At 67.7% G+C, this 20,008-nt stretch carries 13 protein-coding genes; 5 read left to right on the forward strand and 8 right to left on the reverse strand.

Features of this window, described 5'->3' with window-relative positions:
* Positions 1–11: 11 nt before the first annotated feature.
* Positions 12–983, reverse strand: a complete 972-nt coding sequence (locus tag ABZ795_RS04545) for an NAD-dependent epimerase/dehydratase family protein (protein ID WP_357528805.1) — start codon at positions 981–983, stop codon at positions 12–14.
* Entirely contained in the window at positions 980–1,162 is a 183-nt protein-coding gene (amcA, locus tag ABZ795_RS04550; protein ID WP_357528807.1) for a multiple cyclophane-containing RiPP AmcA, read from the reverse strand. Before amcA ends, ABZ795_RS04545 begins: the two co-directional genes overlap by 4 nt.
* 481 nt (positions 1,163–1,643) lie before the next feature.
* Here amcA and ABZ795_RS04555 point away from each other — a divergent pair, with 481 nt between their 5' ends.
* The gene (locus ABZ795_RS04555) at positions 1,644–2,978 is read left to right on the forward strand and encodes a helix-turn-helix transcriptional regulator (RefSeq protein WP_357528809.1); all 1,335 of its coding nucleotides are present in this window, start codon (positions 1,644–1,646) and stop codon (positions 2,976–2,978) included.
* On the opposite strand, the gene ABZ795_RS04560 is transcribed toward ABZ795_RS04555, so the two are convergent.
* Positions 2,975–3,631, reverse strand: coding sequence for an HAD family hydrolase (locus ABZ795_RS04560; RefSeq protein ID WP_357529026.1), 657 nt, complete (start codon positions 3,629–3,631; stop codon positions 2,975–2,977). The genes ABZ795_RS04555 and ABZ795_RS04560 overlap by 4 nt on opposite strands.
* Before the next feature lie 66 nt (positions 3,632–3,697).
* Positions 3,698–4,195 (reverse strand): NUDIX hydrolase, encoded by a 498-nt coding sequence (locus ABZ795_RS04565; RefSeq protein WP_357528811.1) that lies wholly within the window; start codon positions 4,193–4,195, stop codon positions 3,698–3,700.
* A 938-nt stretch (positions 4,196–5,133) separates the two neighbouring features.
* Here ABZ795_RS04565 and ABZ795_RS04570 point away from each other — a divergent pair.
* The 4 genes from ABZ795_RS04570 to ABZ795_RS04585 all read left to right on the forward strand — a co-directional run bounded on the left by ABZ795_RS04570 (position 5,134) and on the right by ABZ795_RS04585 (position 9,157).
* A complete protein-coding gene (locus ABZ795_RS04570; RefSeq protein WP_357528813.1) occupies positions 5,134–6,024 on the forward strand; it encodes a replication-relaxation family protein in 891 nt (296 codons plus the stop codon).
* A 372-nt stretch (positions 6,025–6,396) separates the two neighbouring features.
* Positions 6,397–7,296, forward strand: a complete 900-nt coding sequence (locus ABZ795_RS04575; RefSeq protein ID WP_357528815.1) for a DUF2637 domain-containing protein — start codon at positions 6,397–6,399, stop codon at positions 7,294–7,296.
* Positions 7,293–7,688: a hypothetical protein gene (locus tag ABZ795_RS04580; protein WP_357528817.1), complete on the forward strand. Its 396-nt coding sequence runs from the start codon at positions 7,293–7,295 to the stop codon at positions 7,686–7,688. The genes ABZ795_RS04575 and ABZ795_RS04580 overlap by 4 nt, the downstream gene beginning before the upstream one ends.
* Positions 7,685–9,157, forward strand: coding sequence for a tyrosine-type recombinase/integrase (locus ABZ795_RS04585; RefSeq protein WP_357528819.1), 1,473 nt, complete (start codon positions 7,685–7,687; stop codon positions 9,155–9,157). The genes ABZ795_RS04580 and ABZ795_RS04585 overlap by 4 nt, the downstream gene beginning before the upstream one ends.
* A gap of 335 nt (positions 9,158–9,492) precedes the next feature.
* Here ABZ795_RS04585 and ABZ795_RS04590 read toward each other — a convergent pair whose 3' ends face one another.
* The 4 genes from ABZ795_RS04590 to ABZ795_RS04605 all read right to left on the reverse strand — a co-directional run bounded on the left by ABZ795_RS04590 (position 9,493) and on the right by ABZ795_RS04605 (position 19,335).
* Positions 9,493–12,783: an SNF2-related protein gene (locus tag ABZ795_RS04590; RefSeq protein WP_357528821.1), complete on the reverse strand. Its 3,291-nt coding sequence runs from the start codon at positions 12,781–12,783 to the stop codon at positions 9,493–9,495.
* Positions 12,780–15,686 carry a DUF1156 domain-containing protein gene (locus ABZ795_RS04595; protein ID WP_357528823.1) on the reverse strand — a complete coding sequence of 969 codons (2,907 nt, stop codon included), beginning with the start codon at positions 15,684–15,686 and terminating at the stop codon, positions 12,780–12,782. The genes ABZ795_RS04590 and ABZ795_RS04595 overlap by 4 nt, the downstream gene beginning before the upstream one ends.
* A gap of 2 nt (positions 15,687–15,688) precedes the next feature.
* On the reverse strand, positions 15,689–16,057 hold the full coding sequence (locus ABZ795_RS04600; RefSeq protein WP_357528825.1) for a hypothetical protein: 369 nt from the start codon (positions 16,055–16,057) through the stop codon (positions 15,689–15,691).
* Positions 16,058–16,173: 116 nt separating this feature from the next.
* A complete protein-coding gene (locus ABZ795_RS04605; RefSeq protein ID WP_357528827.1) occupies positions 16,174–19,335 on the reverse strand; it encodes a DUF499 domain-containing protein in 3,162 nt (1,053 codons plus the stop codon).
* Positions 19,336–20,008 lie beyond the last annotated feature (673 nt).

The raw sequence follows: 20,008 nt of genomic DNA on the forward strand, positions 1-20,008 counted from the left end.
CTCTGTAAGGGTCAGCAGGCGAAGGCGGCGAGTCGATCGCCGGAAAGATTGACCAGCCAGGTGGCCTGGCGGGTAAGGCCCTCGCGGAGCCCGACGGTGGGCCAGTAGCCGAGTAGCCGACCGGCGCGGGTGAGGTCGGCTGCTGTGGCGGCTACGTCGCCAGGTTGAGCGGACACGACCTTCACCGGAACCTCGCGGCCGGTGACCTTGGCCGCTTCGTCGATCAACGCCAGCATCGAGACGCTGGCACCGCCGCCGACGTTGATCACCTCGGCGTGGCCGTCGAGGTGGCCGGCGGCGAGGGTCGCGGCGACCACATCGCCGACATAGGTGAACTCCCGTCGCTGGCTTCCGTCGCCAAAGAGCGTTACGGGAAAGCCGGTGTACGCGGCGAACAGGACCCGGCCGATCGCCATATCGGGACGCTGCCGGGGCCCATACACGGTGAAGTAGCGCAGCGCCACGACGCTCAGCGCGCTGTCGGCTCGCCGGGCGTAGGCGAGACAGAGTTGTTCGGCGGCGAGCTTGCTCACCCCATACGGGGACACCGGGCAGGTCGGGTCGTCTTCGCGGCTGGGCCGATCAGCCGGTCCGTAGACGCTCGACGACGAGGCGACGACCAACCGGCGTACGCCCTGACGGGCGCAGGTATCGAGCAACCGGTGCGTGCCGAGGACGTTGGCCTGGGTGTAGTCGAGGAACTCGCGGCCCCACGAGGGCCGAACGCCGGGTCGCGCGGCGAGGTGGAAGACGGTGTCGCAGCCAGCCGTGACCTCGTCCAGCGGGTCCACAGCCAGATCCAGGCAGTAGGAGGAGAAGAGGGGACTGGCGGCGGCACCGGCCAGGTTCTCGTCTGCCGATGGGTGCTCGCCGAGTCGACGACGGTCCAGGCCGACGACCGTGACGCCTCTGGCCAGCAACGCGTCGACCAGGTGCGAGCCGATGAAGCCGGCGGCACCGGTAACCAGGGCACGAGACATCATCGATGCTCTTCCTTTCGCAGGGTCTGCTCGAAAAGCCGCTGCCAGACGTGGTTGAACAAGGGCGGGTCGACGCACGGGAAATCCACTCGCTCGGCCACAAGCACGGGTTCAGCGCGGACCGGTCCGGGGGAGTTGTTGGCAGTCGCCGCGGTGGCATGTCGGGAGCGGTAGAGGGTCATCGCCGCTGCGTCCTCGGATCAGCTCTCGGCTGCGCAACCTGCGAATGGCTGTCGGGCGCGCGGAATCGGCGACCGGTGTTGCGGGCCCGCCGGGAGCCTGGCGGGCCCGCGACCGGGAGGCGGCGAGTGGGGGATTCTCGCCGGTCGCCCGCCCGCGCAGCCTCGTTGGCGGTACGCGGGCGCGGAGTCAACCTCACGGCACCGGAGCCGACCGCCGTCGAGGCAATCGGATCCGGTCGGAGCGACGCAATCTCGGGTCTGTGCGACGTGTCCACGATGAACCTCATGCCGTTGACGGGACTGGTCGGCGACCATCGAGGCCAGCCCGGAGCAGGCGGCTTCGATGCTCGGCAATAGCGAACCGTCCACGGCAGCGGACCGGTACCGTCCACTACCCGTCCAATCGCAACCACGTGGTGACGACGGGTAGCCGGACTGGCTAGCGTGATCGATGTCGACAGGCGATGCCCGGAGGTGCGCGATGGCGGGACGGCGCTACCCCTCGAACCGGCAGCTAGCGTGGGAGAGACTCCAACGCGGCTGGTCCTACGAGGAGGTGACCGAACGCATTCGGACCGAGATGAGCCGCGCTGGAGAGATCGACACCGGGCTCAACGCCAACACCGTCCGGCGGTGGGAGATCGGCGAGCGGTGGCCGGACCCGCGGTACCGCAAACACCTGGTCGCGATCTTCGGGAAGCCGGCCAGCGACCTCGGCCTGCTCACCCCCGACGAACTGGCCGTACGCCCGGACGCGGAAACACTGCACGAGTTCAGGAGGTTGTGGGACATGCTCACTGGAGAGGACAACGGCAACGGTTGGGACCGCGCGTCCGTGCTACGCGCGCTGGTCGGCGCCAGCATGCTGCCACTGGTCGCGCCCTTGCTGTCCCTTGACCCGGAAGCCGCACACGCCGACGGCAAGACCATCGACCCCGACTCGTACCGGCAGATCGTCCGCTGCCAACGCGAGTTGTACTGGACCAGCCCGCCCCGGCCGCTCTACGAGGCCGCCTACGCCCACACCCAGCTCGGCGTCGGGCTCCTGCGCGCTGCCACCGGTGCCAGCCGGACCAGTCTTGCCTCCGCCCTCGCGGAGTCCGCGCTGCTCACCGCCCGGCTCGCCTTCTTCGACCTCAGCCAACCCGCCATCGCCGAACGCTGCTACGACGTCGCCCTCGCCGCCACCCGCGAAGCCGGTGACCACGCCCTGGCCGCCGCTGTCCTCGGCCACATGGCGTTCGTTCCCGCCTTCGGCCACCAGCCGGCCAACGCCCGGCCGCTGATCGACGCTGCCCTCCAGCACACCTGGCACGGCGTCAGCCCCATGGTCCGGTCATGGCTGCACTGCGTCGCCTCGGAGATCGAGGCGCGTGCCGGAGCCGCAGCCGCCAGCCGCCGTCACATCGACCTCGCCGCAGGCGCGGTCGACGGTGACGGCACCCCGCCCGAATGGCTCGACTTCTACGACAACGGCCGCCTGCACTCGTTCGCTGGCTACGCAGCCCTCGCCGGCGGCGACCACAGCGAAGCGGCCAGCCAGCTCAACCAGGCGCTCGCCGCGCTCACTGCCGCCGGCGCCAAGCAGCGCAGCGTCGTACTCGCCGACCTCGCCACCGCACACGGCCAAGACGGCGACCAGGCCGCCGACTACCTCAACCAAGCCGTCGACGCCCTGCAAAACGACTGGTACGGCGTCGGCCTCGACCGGGTCCGAACCGTCCGTCCCATGCTCGGCGACAGCCGACACGGCACCCTGCTGGACGAACGAGTCGCCGCCCTCACCGCCAGCCGCGCCGCCCTGCCGGGTAGCTAGCGCGCCGACTCGTTGTGCTTGCGCACGAGGTCAGGCAGCTCGGCCAGTGAATCGAGCTGGAACAGACACCGGTCGCTGACCGCTTCGTCGCCGAGGATGTAACCCCACGGGCCGCGACGGACCAGGGCGGTCGCGATACCCGCCTCCTGCGCCGGCCGGATGTCGTTGTCCAACCGGTCCCCGACGTAAAGCACCTGATCAGCCGGGCATCCCGCCTCGGCAATCACGCGGTCGAAGAACGCGGCCGAAGGCTTCTCCACACCCCAGCCGTCCGAGGTGCCGATCACGTCGACCGGTAGGTCCAGGGCACGCAGGATCGTCTCCGCCCGCGCCGTCTGGTTACCGGCCAGACCAACCTGCAGCCCTGACTCGCGTAGCGCCGCCAGGCAGGGCCGAGCATCCGGATAGAGATCCTCCTCGGTGAAGGACTCCGGCTGCCCCGCCGCCGTCCGGCGCTCCCGCTCCTCAGCCAGATCGAAGCCCGGCCGGAAGACCTGGAACGTCTCCCGGTAGTCAAGGCCGCGAGCGATGATCGCCCCGAAGACGGCCGAGAACGTGTGGCGCGGCACCCCGAGCCAGTCCGCCCAGGTCCCGTACTCCCGGGACTCGTCGACGATGGTCTCGCCCACATCGAAGAACACGCTCGCGATCACCCGGCGATTGTGCCCGGTGCACCCATCGGGATCAACGCGCACCGCGAGCCGGGCCAGTGCGGCGGACTACCTGCTTGAGGCCGCGAGTCCGTTTTCGAGGTAGACACCGCCACGCCCGATCGCGGCGACTGCCGCAGCAACCCGCCGAGCCAACCGAGGAATGAGCACGTCGTCGAGGCGTTCCGGTTCGACGAACTCGAACCGGTCCAGCTCGTCGGGGCATAGCCGGATCGTCGCGATCTGGTCTGCCGTGAGGACTCCGCCCTCGAAGACGAACATGAGTCCGCCGTCCCGCGGCGGGCTTGCCGGCACCCAGTCCACGCAGAGCAGCGCGCCTGCGGACACCGACAGGCCCAGCTCTTCCCTGACCTCGCGGGCGCACGCGTCTGCCGGGGACTCGTCCGGCTCCACTGCCCCGCCGGGGATCTCCCACACGTCCTTGTATGTCGGGTGGACTATCAACACCCGACCTGCCTCGTCGCGGAGGATGATGCCGGCGGCTGCGCGGACGCGCGTCACGTTGGCGATGTAGGAGAGATCAGGTTCGGTCTGTGTCTCGGCCACGCGACCGACCCTACGGGCTCGTCTCTTACGTTTCGCTCGGATCGAGTGGGTCCGGCGACCGGAGTGCGGTGACCCTCAACATCGCCCCGAGCGCGCGGGGCTTGGCGGGAAGCATCTCAGAATATGAGAGTCCCGCGCAGGTGCTTCAAGGATTTTTCGCCTGTTCAAGCGGGAAATTTGTGCTGACGGAAACTAATGCGGGTCAACCGGTGCTGACGCGTCCTCCTGGGTCCGGAACCGTCATGATCGACCGCCGGTATAGCTGGTTGACAGGGCGCTGCTGGTGGAGGCGTACTGGATGAACGCGACCGCTTGGCGGTCTGCCTGCCGGGTTCGATCGGCCGATTTGGTGGCGCTCCTCGCGAGCGTCGTCTGTCGTTCGGGCTCAGGAGTGGGCAGGCTAGTCAAAGGTGTTCTGAGTGACAGGGGGACCGCTATGAAGGATCTTCTCCCGGCTGGTTGAGCCGGTGCGCCGCCGCAGCCTCACCGTTGGTGGCTGCCGGGATTGGCGCTGCCCCCGTCCACGAGTCGCGCAACGCGCAGGATCGGATCTGTTCGCGTCTGACGACCCTCTCGCTGACGTGCGTCTCCTGAACGCCTCTGGCGGCGGTCGGGCGAATCTCGTGTTCTCACCCGATGCCGTGCTTGGCCGGCGTCGGCGACCTACAAGGAGTTCCGTTGTTGTTCCCGATGCTTTCAACCGCCGCCGTGGCCGGTGGCGGTGACAGTTCCGGCTTGACGCCCGTTCGGGGGTCGGGTTTGCCGTCCGGGTTGGTGTCGGTCTTCGACCGGACCCCCGAACGGACCCACGATTCGTACTTACACCGCAGGTCAGTCGGTCTGTCAGTGGTGGCTGCTTGTCCTGCGACAGACCCCTGCCGGTCTCGGGTCTCTCCCGCTGGGAGAGCACATGCGTACCGGAGAGGAGGTGATGGTGGATGGATGATCCGGTTCTGCGGGTGCAGTCGCAGTTGACCGCCCGTGATCGAGTGTTGCTGGGCTGGCTGTACGACCACGGGGTACTTACCTCGTTCCAGATCGCGCATGCCCTGTTCCCGTCCCTAGATTTCTGCCAGCGCCGGTTGCTGACGTTGTACCGGTTGCGGCTGGTGGGGCGATTCCGGCCGCAGCGCGCCGACGGCGGCTCGTACCCGTATCACTACGTCATCGATCAGCTCGGCGCGGAGGTCGTGGCCGCCGGCCGCGATGAGCGGCCACCACGGCGTGACCATGCCCGGGTGGAGCGGCGCCGTTGGACGTCGAGCCGCACCCTGGAGCACCGGCTTGGTGTGAACGGCTTCTTCACCGACCTCGCCGGCTACGCCCGCACCCACGCGGATGTCGGGCTGGGGGAGTGGTTGTCGGAGGCGGCGTGCCAACGCTCGGCGGTGTTCACCCGGGCGGAGGATCCGGCTCTGGTGCGCGCGTATCAGCCTCGGGTACGTCCGGACGGCTACGGCCTGTGGACGGTGCGGGGTGTCGGGGTGCCGTTCTTCGTGGAGTACGACACCGGTGGCGAGCAGCTGTCGGTGCTGACCCGCAAGCTGCTCGGCTACCGGGACTGGTTCGCGGCGTTGGGGCGGGTGTGGCCGGTGCTGTTCTGGCTGCACTCCGCCGCCCGGGAACGCAACCTACGCCGCCTGCTGGCCGAGACACCACCCCTGGTGCCGGTCGCCACCGGAGCCCGCGACCACGCCACCACGGCGGGTCTGTGCCCCGCGCAGGCGGTGTGGTCCGTGGCCGGCGGCGACGGCCAACGTTCGACGCTCGCCGACCTGGCGGTGTGGGTCGCCGACGCTCGTGACCTGGCGGGGGAGGCGGCGGCATGAACCTCGACATGTCATCGAACACCATCCCCGCACGGTCCGCGTCCGACTCCGCATCGGGGTGGTTCTGTCACCGGTCTGTCAGCGTCTCACCGGGGGCGGCTGACAGACCGGTGACAGAACCGGACCGCCCTGACAGTGCGAGGCCCGAGGTTTCGTCCCGGCCCTCTTTCGGCCGCTCCGCGCTCCCCGTCTGGACCCGTCCGTCCACGGTCCCGGACCGGTGCGTCGGGACCGTCCGCCCACTTGTCCGGGCCTGGGGGCCGGGGGCGGTTGTGGTCCGGTCCGGGGAGGTGGTCCGCCACGCCAACATCAGGTGATCCGGATGCCAAGTCGGGACGGAGCCGGGCCGAAGGTTACGTCCAGGTGGTGATCATGCTCGCTATCGGTGGGGCGGCTGGTGCGGCCAGCTTCACCCACGTCCGCGATGTCGCCGCCGCGCACGGCCAGCCGGGTTGGCTGGCGTGGGCGGACGCGATCGTGCTGGAACTGATGTCCATCGCCTCCGGCCTGGAACTGCGCCGCCGTAAACGAGCCGGTGTATCGGTGGTGTTCCCGGCGACGGTGCTGGCCTGCGCGGTGACGTTGTCCCTCGCGGCGCAGGTCGTGGAAGCCGAGCCGTCACCGATCGGTTGGATCGCCGCAGCCGTACCGGCGCTCGGCTTTCTCGTCATGGTCAAGATCGCCCTCGGCTACACCGCCGCGTCCCCGTCCGCGCAAGCAGACACCGACCCGTCCACCGCCGAGCCGGCGGACCAGCCCACCACCGTCATCCCGGCCCAGTCGGACGGACACCGCGACAGCGGGTCCATCCCACCGGACTCGGACCAACCATCCAACGCACGGACCGTCCACGACACCGGCAACCATCACGATCAGCACGGGGCGGACCGTTCCCGTACTGGCGGACCGGTCCACCGACGGCGGCCGTCACGACGCGGACCGTCCGCCCACCCCACCGACACTGACGAGCTGCTCGCCGTCGCCAGGCGCATCCGAGAGCAGCGTGCCGCCGACAGTCAGCCCCTGACCCGCGCCGCTCTGGCAGCCGCGTTGCGCTCCACCGGACACACCGTGTCCAACACCAGAGCATCGCATCTGCTGAAGACCCTCAAAGCCGACCAGCCTGCGGCATCTCCGTCGCATGACCAGGAGGCCGGAATACAGGCCGATGACAGCGCGCCACCGACGGCCCCGGTACCCGCCGCTTCTACGCCCACCACCTCACTCGCCTCGTATCAGCTTCAACCGCAGTCAGGAGAACCGACACCATGAACACCAACACCCCAACCCGCGACACCCGAACGACCAGCCCACACCCGCCTGCCGGTACGCCGTGGACTGCCGAGCGGATCCGTGCGCTCGGCGCCGCCACCACCCTGCCCACCGCTGCGGCCGTCCTCGGCATCAGTCGTTCCCAGGCCTACCGCCTGGCCGCCACCGACACCTTCCCCGCGCCGCTGATCCGCGCCGGCACCCGCATCATCGTCCCCGTCGCCGGCCTCCTCCGGCTTCTCCTTCTGGACGACAGCGCCCTTGCCCCCGACGACAGCCGGCGACTTGATTCCGCCCCCGTGACGAGCGTGGATGCAACGACCCCGCCACCAGCGGACTACCACCGACACCGCTGGCGGCACCACGCCGAGCACCCAGGAGACAACCCGTGAAGGGATCCACCTTCAAACGCTGTGGCTGCCGCGACACCACCACGGGCCGGCGACTCGGACGTTCCTGTCCCCAGCTTCGTCGGCCCGGCGGCGGCTGGTCCCGCACCCACGGCCACTGGCACTGGCAGATCGAGATCCCCGCCCGTGCCGACGGCACCCGCCGACCGTTACGTCACGGCCCCTACCCGACTCAGGCCGACGCCGACGCGGTCCTCGATCGCATCCGCGCCGCCCTGGCCGTGCCCGACCCCACGGACTCGCACGTCACCGTCAAGACCGGTGACCTCCTCGAGAGCGCCGTCAAGTCCGGCGCGCCCATCCCCACGCCGGATCAGATCCGTCGGGCGCTGCACCTGGATATCACCCCGACCGAGCTGCCCACCATGGAGGCATATCTGACGGACTGGCTCGCCGGACGGAAGAACATCAAGGCCGGCACGCTGCGCTCGTACGAAGGGCACATCCGGCTGTACCTGATTCCGCACCTCGGCCACCTGCGCATCGACCGGCTCCGCCCCGGCCACATCGACGCCATGTACGACACCATCGCCGAACGCAACACCACCATCACCACCCTGCGCGCCAGCCGCGACCCCGCCAAACGCGACCAGATCAAGAACCAGCGCATCGTCGGCCCCAGAACACTGCACGTCATCCACGCCACCCTGCGCAAAGCCCTCAACGACGCGATGCGCCGCCACCGCTACCTCGACACCAACCCCGCCCTCATGATCGAACTCCCCACCGCCCGAGCGCCCAAGCCCACCATCTGGACCGACCAACGCATCCGCACCTGGCGCGACACCGGCAAGACCCCCAGCCCCATCATGATCTGGACCCCCGAACACACCGGCAGATTCCTCGACCACATCCACGACGCGAACGACCGGCTCTACGCCCTCTACCACCTCATCACCTTCACCGGCCTCCGCCGAGGCGAAGCATGCGGCCTGCACTGGGACGACCTCGACCTCGACGCCGCCACCCTCACCGTCCGCTGGCAACTCGTCCAACACGGCTGGGCCACCACCATCGACACACCCAAAACCACCGACAGCGAAGCCGCAGTCGCCCTCGACACCGAAACCGTCGCCGTCCTGCGCGCCCACCGCACCCGACAACACCGCGAACGCCTCGCTGCCGGTGCCGCTTGGACCACCACCGGACTCGTGTTCACCACGCCCAATGGCGGGCGGCTACACCCCGCCGACGTCACCGACCACTTCCACCACCTCGCCGCCCAAGCCGGGCTACCACCCATCCGACTTCACGACCTCCGCCACGGCGCCGCGACCATGGGCTTGGCCGCCGGCGTGCAGATGAAGGTGATCTCCAACCGGCTCCGCCACTCCAGCCCACACTTCACCGCCAAGTTCTACGGCGACGTCCTCCCCGAGCTATCCCACGCCGCCGCCGAAGCAACCGCATCGGTCGTCCCGCGTCAACGTGGCGCGACAAGGCCGGCGTAGACCGGAGGCTGCCCACCCGTCGTCAGCGGCGGCCAGCCGGTGCCTCGCTGGCTGGCCGCTGCTGCGTTGGCGACCTGTCCTCATCGAGCGGAATCAGGGCCCGCCAGGCGGCATCCCTGTCGGCCAGCCCTGGCAGGGACGGCAGTCGCGGTGCGCCTCAGAATGCCAATTTTTGGCACACCAGTAACCAGCAACCTCCCCAACGATCGATCGTGCAGCCAGGGCCTGCTATCACGTCTACCGCCTCGGCCGCGCCGTGGTCTTGCGCCCGGTGCCGCCGCGCAGGGGGCTGCACCCACGGTCATCGGCAAGCAAAAGTCGGAGTGCCCAATGAGTTACGACGTCTCCCCGTTCGGGTTAGCTGGAACGGCTTCCTCCAGCAGTTTCGCCAGGGCTTTCGCCTCCGCTGTGCCCCAGGTGAACAACGACACATCGCGCTTACTCGCATCGGCCACCGCGCGATCAAAGGACACGAGTTGCGGTGCCGCGCCCGGAAGCGCGAGTTCCCAGACGCCGTTCTCCGCTGGGTCGGGTCTGAGCCACGGCGCAATTGCCTTGTTGCCAACCATGGCAGTTGCTATATCGGCGAGGCTGGCGGATGGGTGAAGCTCGGGTATGGAGAGGGTCTGCTGCTCGGCGTCCGATAGGCGAACGTCGCCGCTAGTAGCCTCCTGCACCCGGTCCCGGATATCGCGGGTTGCCTGGGCCGCCGCGGCGTCCCGCTGGGCGGGGCTGGCAGCCATCGCCGCTGCCTTGATCGCCGCCTCGGTGGCGGCGAGGACCGGCTGGGCATCGCCCACGATCTCCGTAAAGTCACCGAAGTCATCCTTGATGGACGAGTAGATAGCCTGCTCGACGGTATCAGCGTAGAAGTAGTTGCTGATGGTCACGACCTCGTGCGAGGCACCGATCCGGTCGACGCGTCCGATGCGCTGTTCCACCCGCATGAGGTTCCATGGCATGTCGTAGTTGAACAGCCGGCCGCTGGTCTGCAGGTTCAGACCCTCGCTCATGCTGTCGGTGCCGAGCAGGATGCGGATCTCGCCCTCCCGAAACAGCTGCTTGAGCTCGTTTTTCGTGATCTTCGTCCAAGTGGACGTGGCAGGGTCCCACCGCTCGCCGCCTCGGCCGGAGTAGCACGCGACGCGCTGGTATGGGCCAGCGAGCCGGTCTCGTAGATAGTCCAGCGTGTCGGTGTACTGCGTAAACAGCACGACGCTGTCGTAGCCGCTGAGGAGAGCCTCATTGAGGTCGCCGTAGAGCTGCTCGGCCTTCGTGTCCTGACCGCCGAGCGCCTCTATGTCAGCGATGAACGAGTCGAGCTCGGCGATCTCGGCGGCCAGCAGATCGGCCGAGATCGGGTCCGCGACGCCGGTCAGGTCGACTCCGCTTTCGTCGTCTTCAGTTGCTGTCTTGTCGTCAGGATCGAGCAGCTCGGAGATGGCGAGCGCCCGTCCGGCGGCGAGCGCCTCCCGGCGCCGCTTGAGCGACAACCGGACGGCCTGGAAGCTGCTGGTCAGGCGGCGCCGGTACACCGTCATGATGAAACCGAGGGCTCTGGCGGCGGAGTTGCCTGGGCCGGCGGCCATGTAGGCGTTGTAGTAGCGACTGATGTAAGCATCGATGCGCTCGTATAACGTCCACTCGGCCGGGGACAGCCCGATGAACTCGTCGCGGATCGTGCGTCGCGGAATGATGAGGTCGGCGGGTAGCAGACCCTGCTCTTGGTAACGGCGCATCGTGCCACGGGTATGCCGGAACACTCGATCCCGCATTGGTGTGTGGGCCCGCAGCCATTCGTCGGCGAGTTCGCATTGCCGGATCTTCCACCCGAGGACGCGTTGGCGACTGGGCGGCGGCGGCTGGTGGAGCCGCAATATGCTGCGCGAGACCACCGGCCCTAGCTCGCTGACGACCCGGTTTCTCAGCGGCTCGTCGGCGGCGGCATCCGGCGCGTCGAGCTCGTCGCGGAGCATGCGCGACAGGAGCGCCCAGTCACGGTCGGCGTGCGGTCGGCGGAGCTCGGCGAAGTACCGGACGAACTTGTCGGCGGATTCGGACCATTCGCCTGGCAGACCGAGGAGTTCGATGAGGTCCCACGCCTCGTGCGGTGCCATCTGCATAGGGGTGGCCGACGCTAGGTATAGCGCCTTCCAGGACTGCTGTGCCTTCATCGTCTGTAGCAGGCCCAGCAGCGTGTTCGGCGTGCCGTTGGCCTTCAGCCCGCGCCGGCGGGCGTGGTGCGCCTCGTCAACCAGCACCACGTCCCAGCTCCCGGCGAGGACCTGCGCGCGCCGATCGGCGCGCCGCGCCAGGTGGGAGGACGCGAGTACGACCGGGAACGCCGTCCAGGGGTTTGCGGTTGGCTCGGACGGGACCTCTCGGTTGTGCCGATCAAGGAACACGCCGCCTTCATACCGCGGTACGTCCAGGCTGATCTTCTCGTGGAGCTCCTCCTGCCACTGCGACATCACGCTTGCGGGGACCAGCAGGAGCGCCGTCTCAGCCCGGCCGGACAGGAGCAGCTCGCGCAGAATTAGCCCCGCCTCGATTGTCTTGCCTAAGCCGACCTCGTCCGCAAGCAGATAGCCGCGCGGGTAGGTCTCTACCGCCCGCACCGCGATGAGCTGCTGGTGCGGCAGCGGCAGGGCCGCCGCGCTCGCCACGCCCACCATGGTGCGGGACAGAGGAGCGCGCAGCATCTCCAGCAGCCTGACCCGGTCGGCCTCGACCGCATTCTCGTCGGCCTTCGAGTCCTCCGCTGGCGTGGGGGTCCAGCCCGGCGCAGGGCCTCCGCCGAGCGGGTTGTCCGGTACGTCGAAGTCGCGCAGCCGCAGGTCGGGGTCCTGCGCGGGCGGGGCCCAGCCGGCCGGGACGATATTGATGAGACCCTGCCGCAGTGCAGTCGGAACCGGCAGCACTGCCCAGCCCGTGTCCGGCGTACCGTCCCAGTGCTGCTCCAACCGGCGAATGACATCCGCGCCGTACAGCGGCCAAACGGCGTCGTTCCACGACCAATAGACGTGGAAGGTCTCGTGGTTGCCGGTCCACCCGGCGACCGTTTCGTTGTCGCTGCCGGAGAACGCGACCTGCCGGCCAAGCGCATCAGTGAACAGCCCGTACTTGGAGTGGAAGTAGCGACGGGCCTGCTCCGGCCGCAGCGGCTTGCCGTCGCTGTCAACCGGCACCCCGACGCGGAGCTCCAGCAGACCCTCGCGCAGCAACCATGCTAATAGCCTCAGGTGCTCTTTCTGAACGATGCTCACGCCTTCGGTAAGCGGTTCGAGGCACAGTCGCTCGGCGACGACCTGGTCCAGCGGCTCGCCGCGCAGCACGGCATCGACGTCCTCGTCAGAAAGCTGCGCGCCAACGACGAGCTGCATCCTCGCACGACGGGCGGCGAACGGCGCGAAGCCAGCGGCAGCTCTCGCCAGGACCTGCGCGCTGAAGTAGCCGACGAGCCGCTTGTATTCAATCGCCCGCGCCAGCAGCGGCACGTAGAACCGGGTGAGCGGCTGCTCCCCGGTCGAGTACGCGACCTGCAGCGGAACGCGGGTGAAGTCTGCCTCCGGCAGGGCCGGAGGCAGAGGACCGTCCCTGGGCCCTGTGGCAGCGGGTTCGGTCACGCGAGCAGGTCCGCGAGCAGGTCGCCTTGCACCAGCTGCTCGCCCTCCGCCGGGTCGGCTGGGAGGGCCACCTGCGGGAGATAGGCAGTAACGAGCCGATCGAGACTGCCGGCGAGCGGCAGCACGAACACCCCTCTCGTGCGGACGCGCGGCACCGCGTTGACGAGTGCCTGCACGGCGGCGACAAACCGGCCGTCCTTCGCCAGACCCGTGCGGTCCATGAGCGCCTTCGCGTGTGCCAGGCCGTCCTCATCGGCGACCAGACACACCGTGTGGACCGCGTCCACGAGGTTGTCGAATGAGGCGGCCTGCGGGCGGACGCCTGGCATTCCTTCGTCACCCATACGAGGGCGGAGCCGCTCCTCTGGGCTGAGCAACCGCACAGTTCCGGTTTTCTTTTCCAAGATCTTTGCCCGCTGCAGCTCATCGATGTCCAGGCCGCCGACCGCCAGAGCCAATCGGCGCCCTTCGTCGAACGTGGCGGTGTCATCCTTCACGACATCCCAAAACGCGACGACAAAGTCTGTTAGCGGATCGAATTCGATCGGACGGCCGACGAGCCGGGCGCGTTGCACCCGAACGATCTCTGACCGGGCGATCGCGAGGGCCTCCTCCGGGCGCAGTAGGCGAGCCCGGCCGTCGTCGTCCGCCTCGCTGCTGTGCACCGGCCAATGCTGACTGACTACGCCGAGGGTTGGCCCGTAGGCGGACAGCAGCAAGTCGACGCCGTCAATGCCGTCAGCCCGGAACCGCTTGACCGACTCGCGGGCTACTTGCCTGACCTCTCCCTCGATGTCCTCGAGGTACACATCGCTGGCCGAGGTCCTCAACGTGCTGCGCTTGCGGCAGACGAGCATGATCGTGCTCGCCGCTGAATTCACTCCAGATTGGTGCAAGGAGTGCTCCGCTTCCGTGTTCACCGGCCAAGAGGCCTCGATCGTGAAGCCTGCTCTGAGGAGACCCATGCCCAGCGTGTCCCAGGCTTCGGCGCGCTTGTGCGTGAACATGACCGTGAGCACGCCGTCGTCGCGCAGGATTCGCCGAGCCTCGGTGAAGATGGCGGTCATCTTCGCCTCGTAGTCCGCGTCCGCCAGGGCACGGACTCGCTTGCCCATGTGGGCGAAGCGAGCAGGGTTGGCAATAGCCTCGTTGTCCTTGTCCGCCAAGTCCGCCGGGAAGAGCTCGGGGGCGACGAAACCAGCGGTGCGCTTCTCCCAGACATAGAAGAAGTCGCTCAGCTCGGCATACATCACGTTGTCGTAGTAGGGGGGATCCATGCAGAGATGAGCGACGCTGCCATCCCGAAGTTCCGGTATGTCCGCTGCATTGCCCTGCGTGGTGGTGATGTCCCGACGCATGGGAGCCCCTGTCACAGCGTCGCATCCGGTGAGGGCCATGAGCCTCGCTAGGCCACCGTATGCGTCAAGCAGCTGTTCCAGAGCCCATGCGTATAGAGCGCGGCCCTCAAACTCGGCGAAGGTCCATCGAAAAGAGAAGTTGTGCTTATTGAACGTGTTTCCCATGGTCTGGCGCGCGGTGTGCCAGAACGACATGCGCGAGTTATAGTTCAGAGTCTTTCCCTGCATTAGCGCCAGCAGGGTCATAATGGCCTTCGCGCGCTCGTTTCCGACCGCAGCCCGCACTTCAGGCGCAAGTTGCCTGAACTCTTTGACGAAGGCGGCGTGGCTCAGCAGTTGACGGTCAGTGAAGAGCTCGGCCCAAGAATGCATGCCGTACATGCCGTGCCCACGTTCGTAGTTGCCAGGCGGGATGTCCTCCGTCGGGAGATAGCCGTTCTGCTCCGCGTTTAGCCGCGTAGCCGCGAGGTCATGACTCGCCTGCGACAGCGCATCGAGGTCGCGCTGGGTTGGGACTCGAAAGTCGCGTGACCTGTCCTGCTTACGGATGACCACGGCGACGAGTGCGTCGCCAAGGCGGCCAGCTTGGGCCTCCGCCTTGATGTAGTCGCCGTCGATGACGCTGTCGTCCCACGGGCTGAAGCCGGCGCCGCGCCGGACAGTTCCTTGTTTGGGATCGAAGTCAATGGCATCACCCTTGGCGATCTCGAACTCAGGCTGGGCGAGGGGTACGTTATCGCGTGCGACGACGAGCCGAACAGCTACCTCCTTGCCGCTGTCGCCACGGAGCGTCCAGTCCGGCACCAGCGGCACGCTTTTCCCGGTCCGCGGACACACCACAGTTCTCGCCCAGACGTACGTCGCGACTTGTTCGCCCGTTCCCGAAGGGAAGTAATCAGCGACGCGAGCCTGAACGCGCGTGATCAGAACTCGGCCCCACTTATCCAGGTCGTTGGTCAATTCGGGTCCGTACTGCGCCGAGTACTGCACGCCGCAGCGCAGGATGGCCGCGGCGACCCCATTGAGGTCGTTGGCGTGGGTGCGCAGGCCGAGCCGTGCCGCGGCGAATGGGATGCTGCCGCCGCCGGCGGTGACGTCCGCGACCAGTGGCTGCTCCCCCCAGGTGCGGCCGAGAACCGCTGCCAGCAGGTGGGTGTGGTATTCGGTGGGGTGGTTCCGGAAGGCCTGCTTGTAGCTGTACGGGTTCGGGATGCGGACGCCGCTGCTCACCGCCGCGTCGTACGCCTTCCGGGCCTTCACCGGGTCACCCCAGATGCCCGTGAGGTGCTTGAGCCAGTTGCGGTAGGCAGCTTCGCTGGCGATTTCCGGGGCGTCGGCAAATGCCTCAGCAAGCTCTGGCGTCCAGGCTGGAAGGAGACCTGCGAGCACGACGCCCGCGCTGGCGACGAGCGGCCGCCGGGCCCACCAGACGTGCAGGAACGATAGCGGCGGGAGAGCGCTGGCAGCTGCTCTCTCGCGCCGGGACTCGATACCGAGCTCGGCCATCGGCAGCCAATCCTCGGCTAGGACGCGGGGGCTGTCCATGCTCACTCCTCTGCCAGGAACAGACGAAGCGCCCGGCGGACGCGCTCCGCATCGGGGCCGACGGCCTTCGCGTACCAGTAGTAGGTCTCCTCGGTGCTCATGGCGGAGACCCCTGCGACAATGCGTCGGATGCGGTCCGGCTTACTCACGGGCTGCGCGGCGAGCAGGGCAAGCGCAAGCCGCACCCCAGCGGCTTCGTCCAGCGGGATGGGCCCGCGACGAGACAGCGACAGCACGCCGGCCTGGTGACCACTCGCGCGCACAGCGGCGACAAGCGCGTCGAGCAGCCGCGCGGTCTGCAGCGGGGTGGTGCTGGCGACCCTCGATGCGAGGGTCCGCTCGCCATCGGCGTACGCCTCCTCGAGGCGCACGCCGTACCGGTCACCTTCACCGCTACGAGCGGGTGCGGCCTGGACCGTGAGCCGGAACGTCCGGATGCCGGCCTTGTGAAGCCCTGTCGCGCTTGAGTGCCTTGCGAGTGGGGTCGTCATGCGACGGTTCCTTCGACGGTGAGCTCGGACGGGCCGAGGCCACGGATCACCGTGTCGACGGTGCCGAACGCCTCGTCCGTGGGCGTCACGCCGTTCTCGCCGAAGTCGAGCGTCAGAGTAAGCCTGCCGTCGACCTCGTTGGCTGCCTTGAGAAGTGGGCCCAGCTTAGCGCTGATTTGCTGGTACCTGGCTTTGTCACCTTCGAGCCTGATGTCGACGGCGCCCTCCAGGCCGGGCAGCGACGCGGCTACGTCTACCGCGACCCGGGCGGGCTGCTTTGGCATCTGCGCGAGGGCCATACCGAGTAGGTCGAAGTCCTGCAGGCCGCTGCCCGTCTCGGCGCGAACGGTAAGCCGCATCTCGACGAGGGGCTTGCCCTTGTCCACCAGTGCGTCGCGGAAATTGCTCAGCGCGACGCCGGCCTGGCCCGTCTTGGCGTCGATGCGCTTGGACGCGGGCTTCGCAACGGCCGATTCGACGCCAAGCTTGTCAGCCTCTGCCTTGGTGAGGACATGAAAGTTGTCGAGGCTTCGCTCACGGATCTCCTTGACGCCTAGCGCTTTGACGCCGGCGGCAGGGGTAACGTCGGTGACGACAAGCCTGCCCTGCCGGAACGCCTCGGCGAGCTGATCGGCGACTTGAGCCTTGGTCGGCTCCTTCTGGCACCGGGCCTCTAGGGCGGCGCGCAATGCGGGACCGGTGGTCGCGGGACTGACGCTGGCCAGCACATCTCCGAGGGACGGTGCGCGGCCGAGGATGCCTCTCGCGGCGGCTTCTTCGGCGGTGTAAAGCTCGGCGGTGTCGACGAGCTGGACCGCTGGGGTGGCCGACGTCGCGCTGTACGCCTTCTCAGTGAGCGTGTCGTAGTAGACCCACCCGTCGTTCGCGATGCCCTTCTTAATTGCGTCCGTGAGCAGGGTCGGGTCGAGCAGCAGCAACGCGGACTGGTCCCTCCAGAACCAGTCGTTGATCTTTTTCGTTGTCGTCGCCTCGGGTTTGTCCCAGGCGCGCTGTCGCAGCCAGTTCGTCGGGATGGGCTCGGTGCGAACCTTGCCTTCGTTGACGAGCAGCTCACGGACGGTGCGGACGACGCTCTTGGCCGTGTCGCCCTTTTGCGCTGCGGGGAGCTCTCGGTGTGCGAGGTGGTTGTTGCTGGCGTCCTTGACCGGGTAGTACACGTGTTTGTAGCAGCGGGTGACAGCGATGCGGGCGTTCAGGCCACTGTCGTCGTACATCTCGCGAACCCTTGTCTTGACCTCTTTTGCGAACGTCGCAAGGCGCGCCGGCTCGGTAACCAGCGCTTCCAGCGCTAGCTGGGAACGGACCCGGTCCTTAAGGTCCTCGACGGCTCCGGTGTCGGCAACGACGAACACCGCAGCGTTGCGGTATGCCCGCAGGCTTCCTGCTGCTCCGGCGCGGTCGCGCATTTCGACCACCTGGGCAGGCGCTGTGGCCGAAGAGGTGCCCTCCACCGAGACGTGGTCGTAGTCGAAGGCCACAACTCGAAGGCGCGGCTCGTCCGGGACAGAGGCAGGGCTAGTAGGGAAGACAACGGCAGTAACACCGGCATCGCTGGTGAAGGACTTGGCGATGAGGGCCTTGGTCTCCTCAGTGACCCGGGTGCTCGGGATATCGCGCTTGCCATCCTCGACGATCTTGTTGACGTTTGGCTCGGTATGGAACCGCCACCGCGTGCCGTCGTAGGTCAGGTGCCAACAGACCTGCTCTGCCTCCGCCAACGCCTCGTCAAGGATCTCCGGGGCTTCGCCGACGCGTAGCGTCCCTAGGACGTACTCGTTGCGCCCGGCGCCGACACCTGAGCGCATCTCCAGCGAGTGCAGGAACACCGTGGTGGCGGTGCGGGTGGCGAACGGCGGCTTGCCGGGGAAGCGGGCGACATCGACAAAGTGGCAGTGCGACTCCGGCCAGGCCAGATCGACCTTAGCGACGCCAGAGAACGCCGTGCGGTCGATCGCAATGGTGAGGTGATTGAGCGTGTTCAGCCGAGCGAGGTTGATGTCGGCGACGTTGATGATCTCGGGGTTGGACGTGCCTTCCCACAGGTCGGCCACTACTTCCGCGAGGAGCTTGAGCGAACCCCGGGCGCGCTGAAAATTCGGGATGCTCCCCAGTCGCTTGTCCAGCACGCGGATTGTCTCCGGGTGGAACGGGTAGCTTGCGGCGACCGCGTCACCGTAGTGAGCCGGACTTTCCGCGCCGCCAGCCAGCGCAACGGTTGCCCCAATCTGTTCGTACAGGCCGCGGTACGCATCTCCGGCTTCCTTCGCGGCGGTCGGATCGATGCTCTCGAACAGCCGCCGCTTTAGGATTTCCGCGATCTCGCTGTCGGTCGCGGGCTGGATCACCCGTCCCGACCGGGCGAGGACACTGGCGCTCTCGGCGTGGGCCGTCGCAGCCTTGCTGGTGCCGTCGAGCAGTTTGCCGAGTTGACCGGTCTCCTTGGCGTAAGCGTCGCCGGAGGAGGCGAGGCTGATGATCACGACCACGCCGGGGTCGCCCATCGCGAGTTCGAACAGGTTCTTGAGGAAGACCGGGACCTGGGCGGCGGAGCGGCGGACATCCTCGTTGCCGGACTCCGCCACCTGACGCAGGTGTTGGGCGATCTCGTCGATGATGATGACGGTCGGTCGGCCGGCCAAGGCCTTACGAAGCGTCTCGGTCCCTGGGGCCGTCCGTTCAAGGTCGGATTGAGCGAGCGTTTGGTGGGCAGCCGGCCCGAGCTGAGCCCCCACCTCACCCCAGAGAGTGCGGCTCATCAGGCCATTGGTGGCGAGACCGTTTACCGGATCCAGGACGTCGCCGACGACGGCAGCGACGCTAACCGGCCCCTCGGGTAGCAGCGATGTGTTGATGAAGTCGTTGACGTTCGCCGGGCGGGCACCTTTTGCGAGGTGGTACACGGCCACCAAGCTGTGAGTCTTGCCGCCGCCGAACGACGTCTCGGCGCGGAGAACGCCGTGATCACCGTCATCGCCTGCGACGCCGGCAAGGCGTCCGAACGTCTTGGCGAGGAGTTGCTTCAAGCCGCTCGTCGGGTACGTCAGGTCGAAGAAGCGGTGTGCATCGGAGTAGACCTCGTAGCCACTCGGGTCTCGGACGACCTTGTCGAGCTGGGCGGCGAACTGGTTGTCGCTCATGCCGCCCGCGATGACGTCCGGTCTCGGAACACAGGTGCTCCGAATGCCGCGAAGGGCGCTGCTCATTGGGTCTACCATCCGATCGTGATCTTCCGTCTACTGAGGATCGAAGAGCCAGGATAAGGCGAGTCCGGCTCGGAAAGGACCCCGCCCTATGGCTGATGTTGGACAGGAGGTGGGCTGGTTCTGGCGCCTCGGCCGCGACCGCCCCGCCGTCAGCGTCTACCGCACGCAGGCGACGTCGCTGCCCGCCGCGCACCGCCACGACTACTTGCGCACCTGCTGCCGAAGTCCGCCCGCCACCGCTGGCACTCCCACCTCATCGGCCAGGCTCACCTTTCGACCAACCGCTGCGGGGCGCGGTCGCAGCGCGGCCGTCATGGCCAAGCCTCCTTCGACCAGGGAAGCTGGCACAGCCACACGTCGACGGGTCCCGACACCCGGATCAACGGGATCGGCGATGTAGGCGGTCGTCCCTCGTGCCTGAGCCGCGAGGGCGGGCGTCATAGCGGCCCGTCTATAGGCGCGTAGGTGCTCGACGGGTGCTCGGGTGCCGTGGACTGGGGCCGTGGTTGGATGGACTGACTGGGATGCCGGCTCGAGCGAATCGGGCTACTACCGCGAACAGATGGACTCAAGCGACCCGGTTGGACCGGTTGACTCGACCAAGATC

This window comes from Micromonospora sp. NPDC047134 (assembly GCF_040643455.1).
Taxonomy (GTDB): Bacteria; Actinomycetota; Actinomycetes; order Mycobacteriales; family Micromonosporaceae; genus Micromonospora.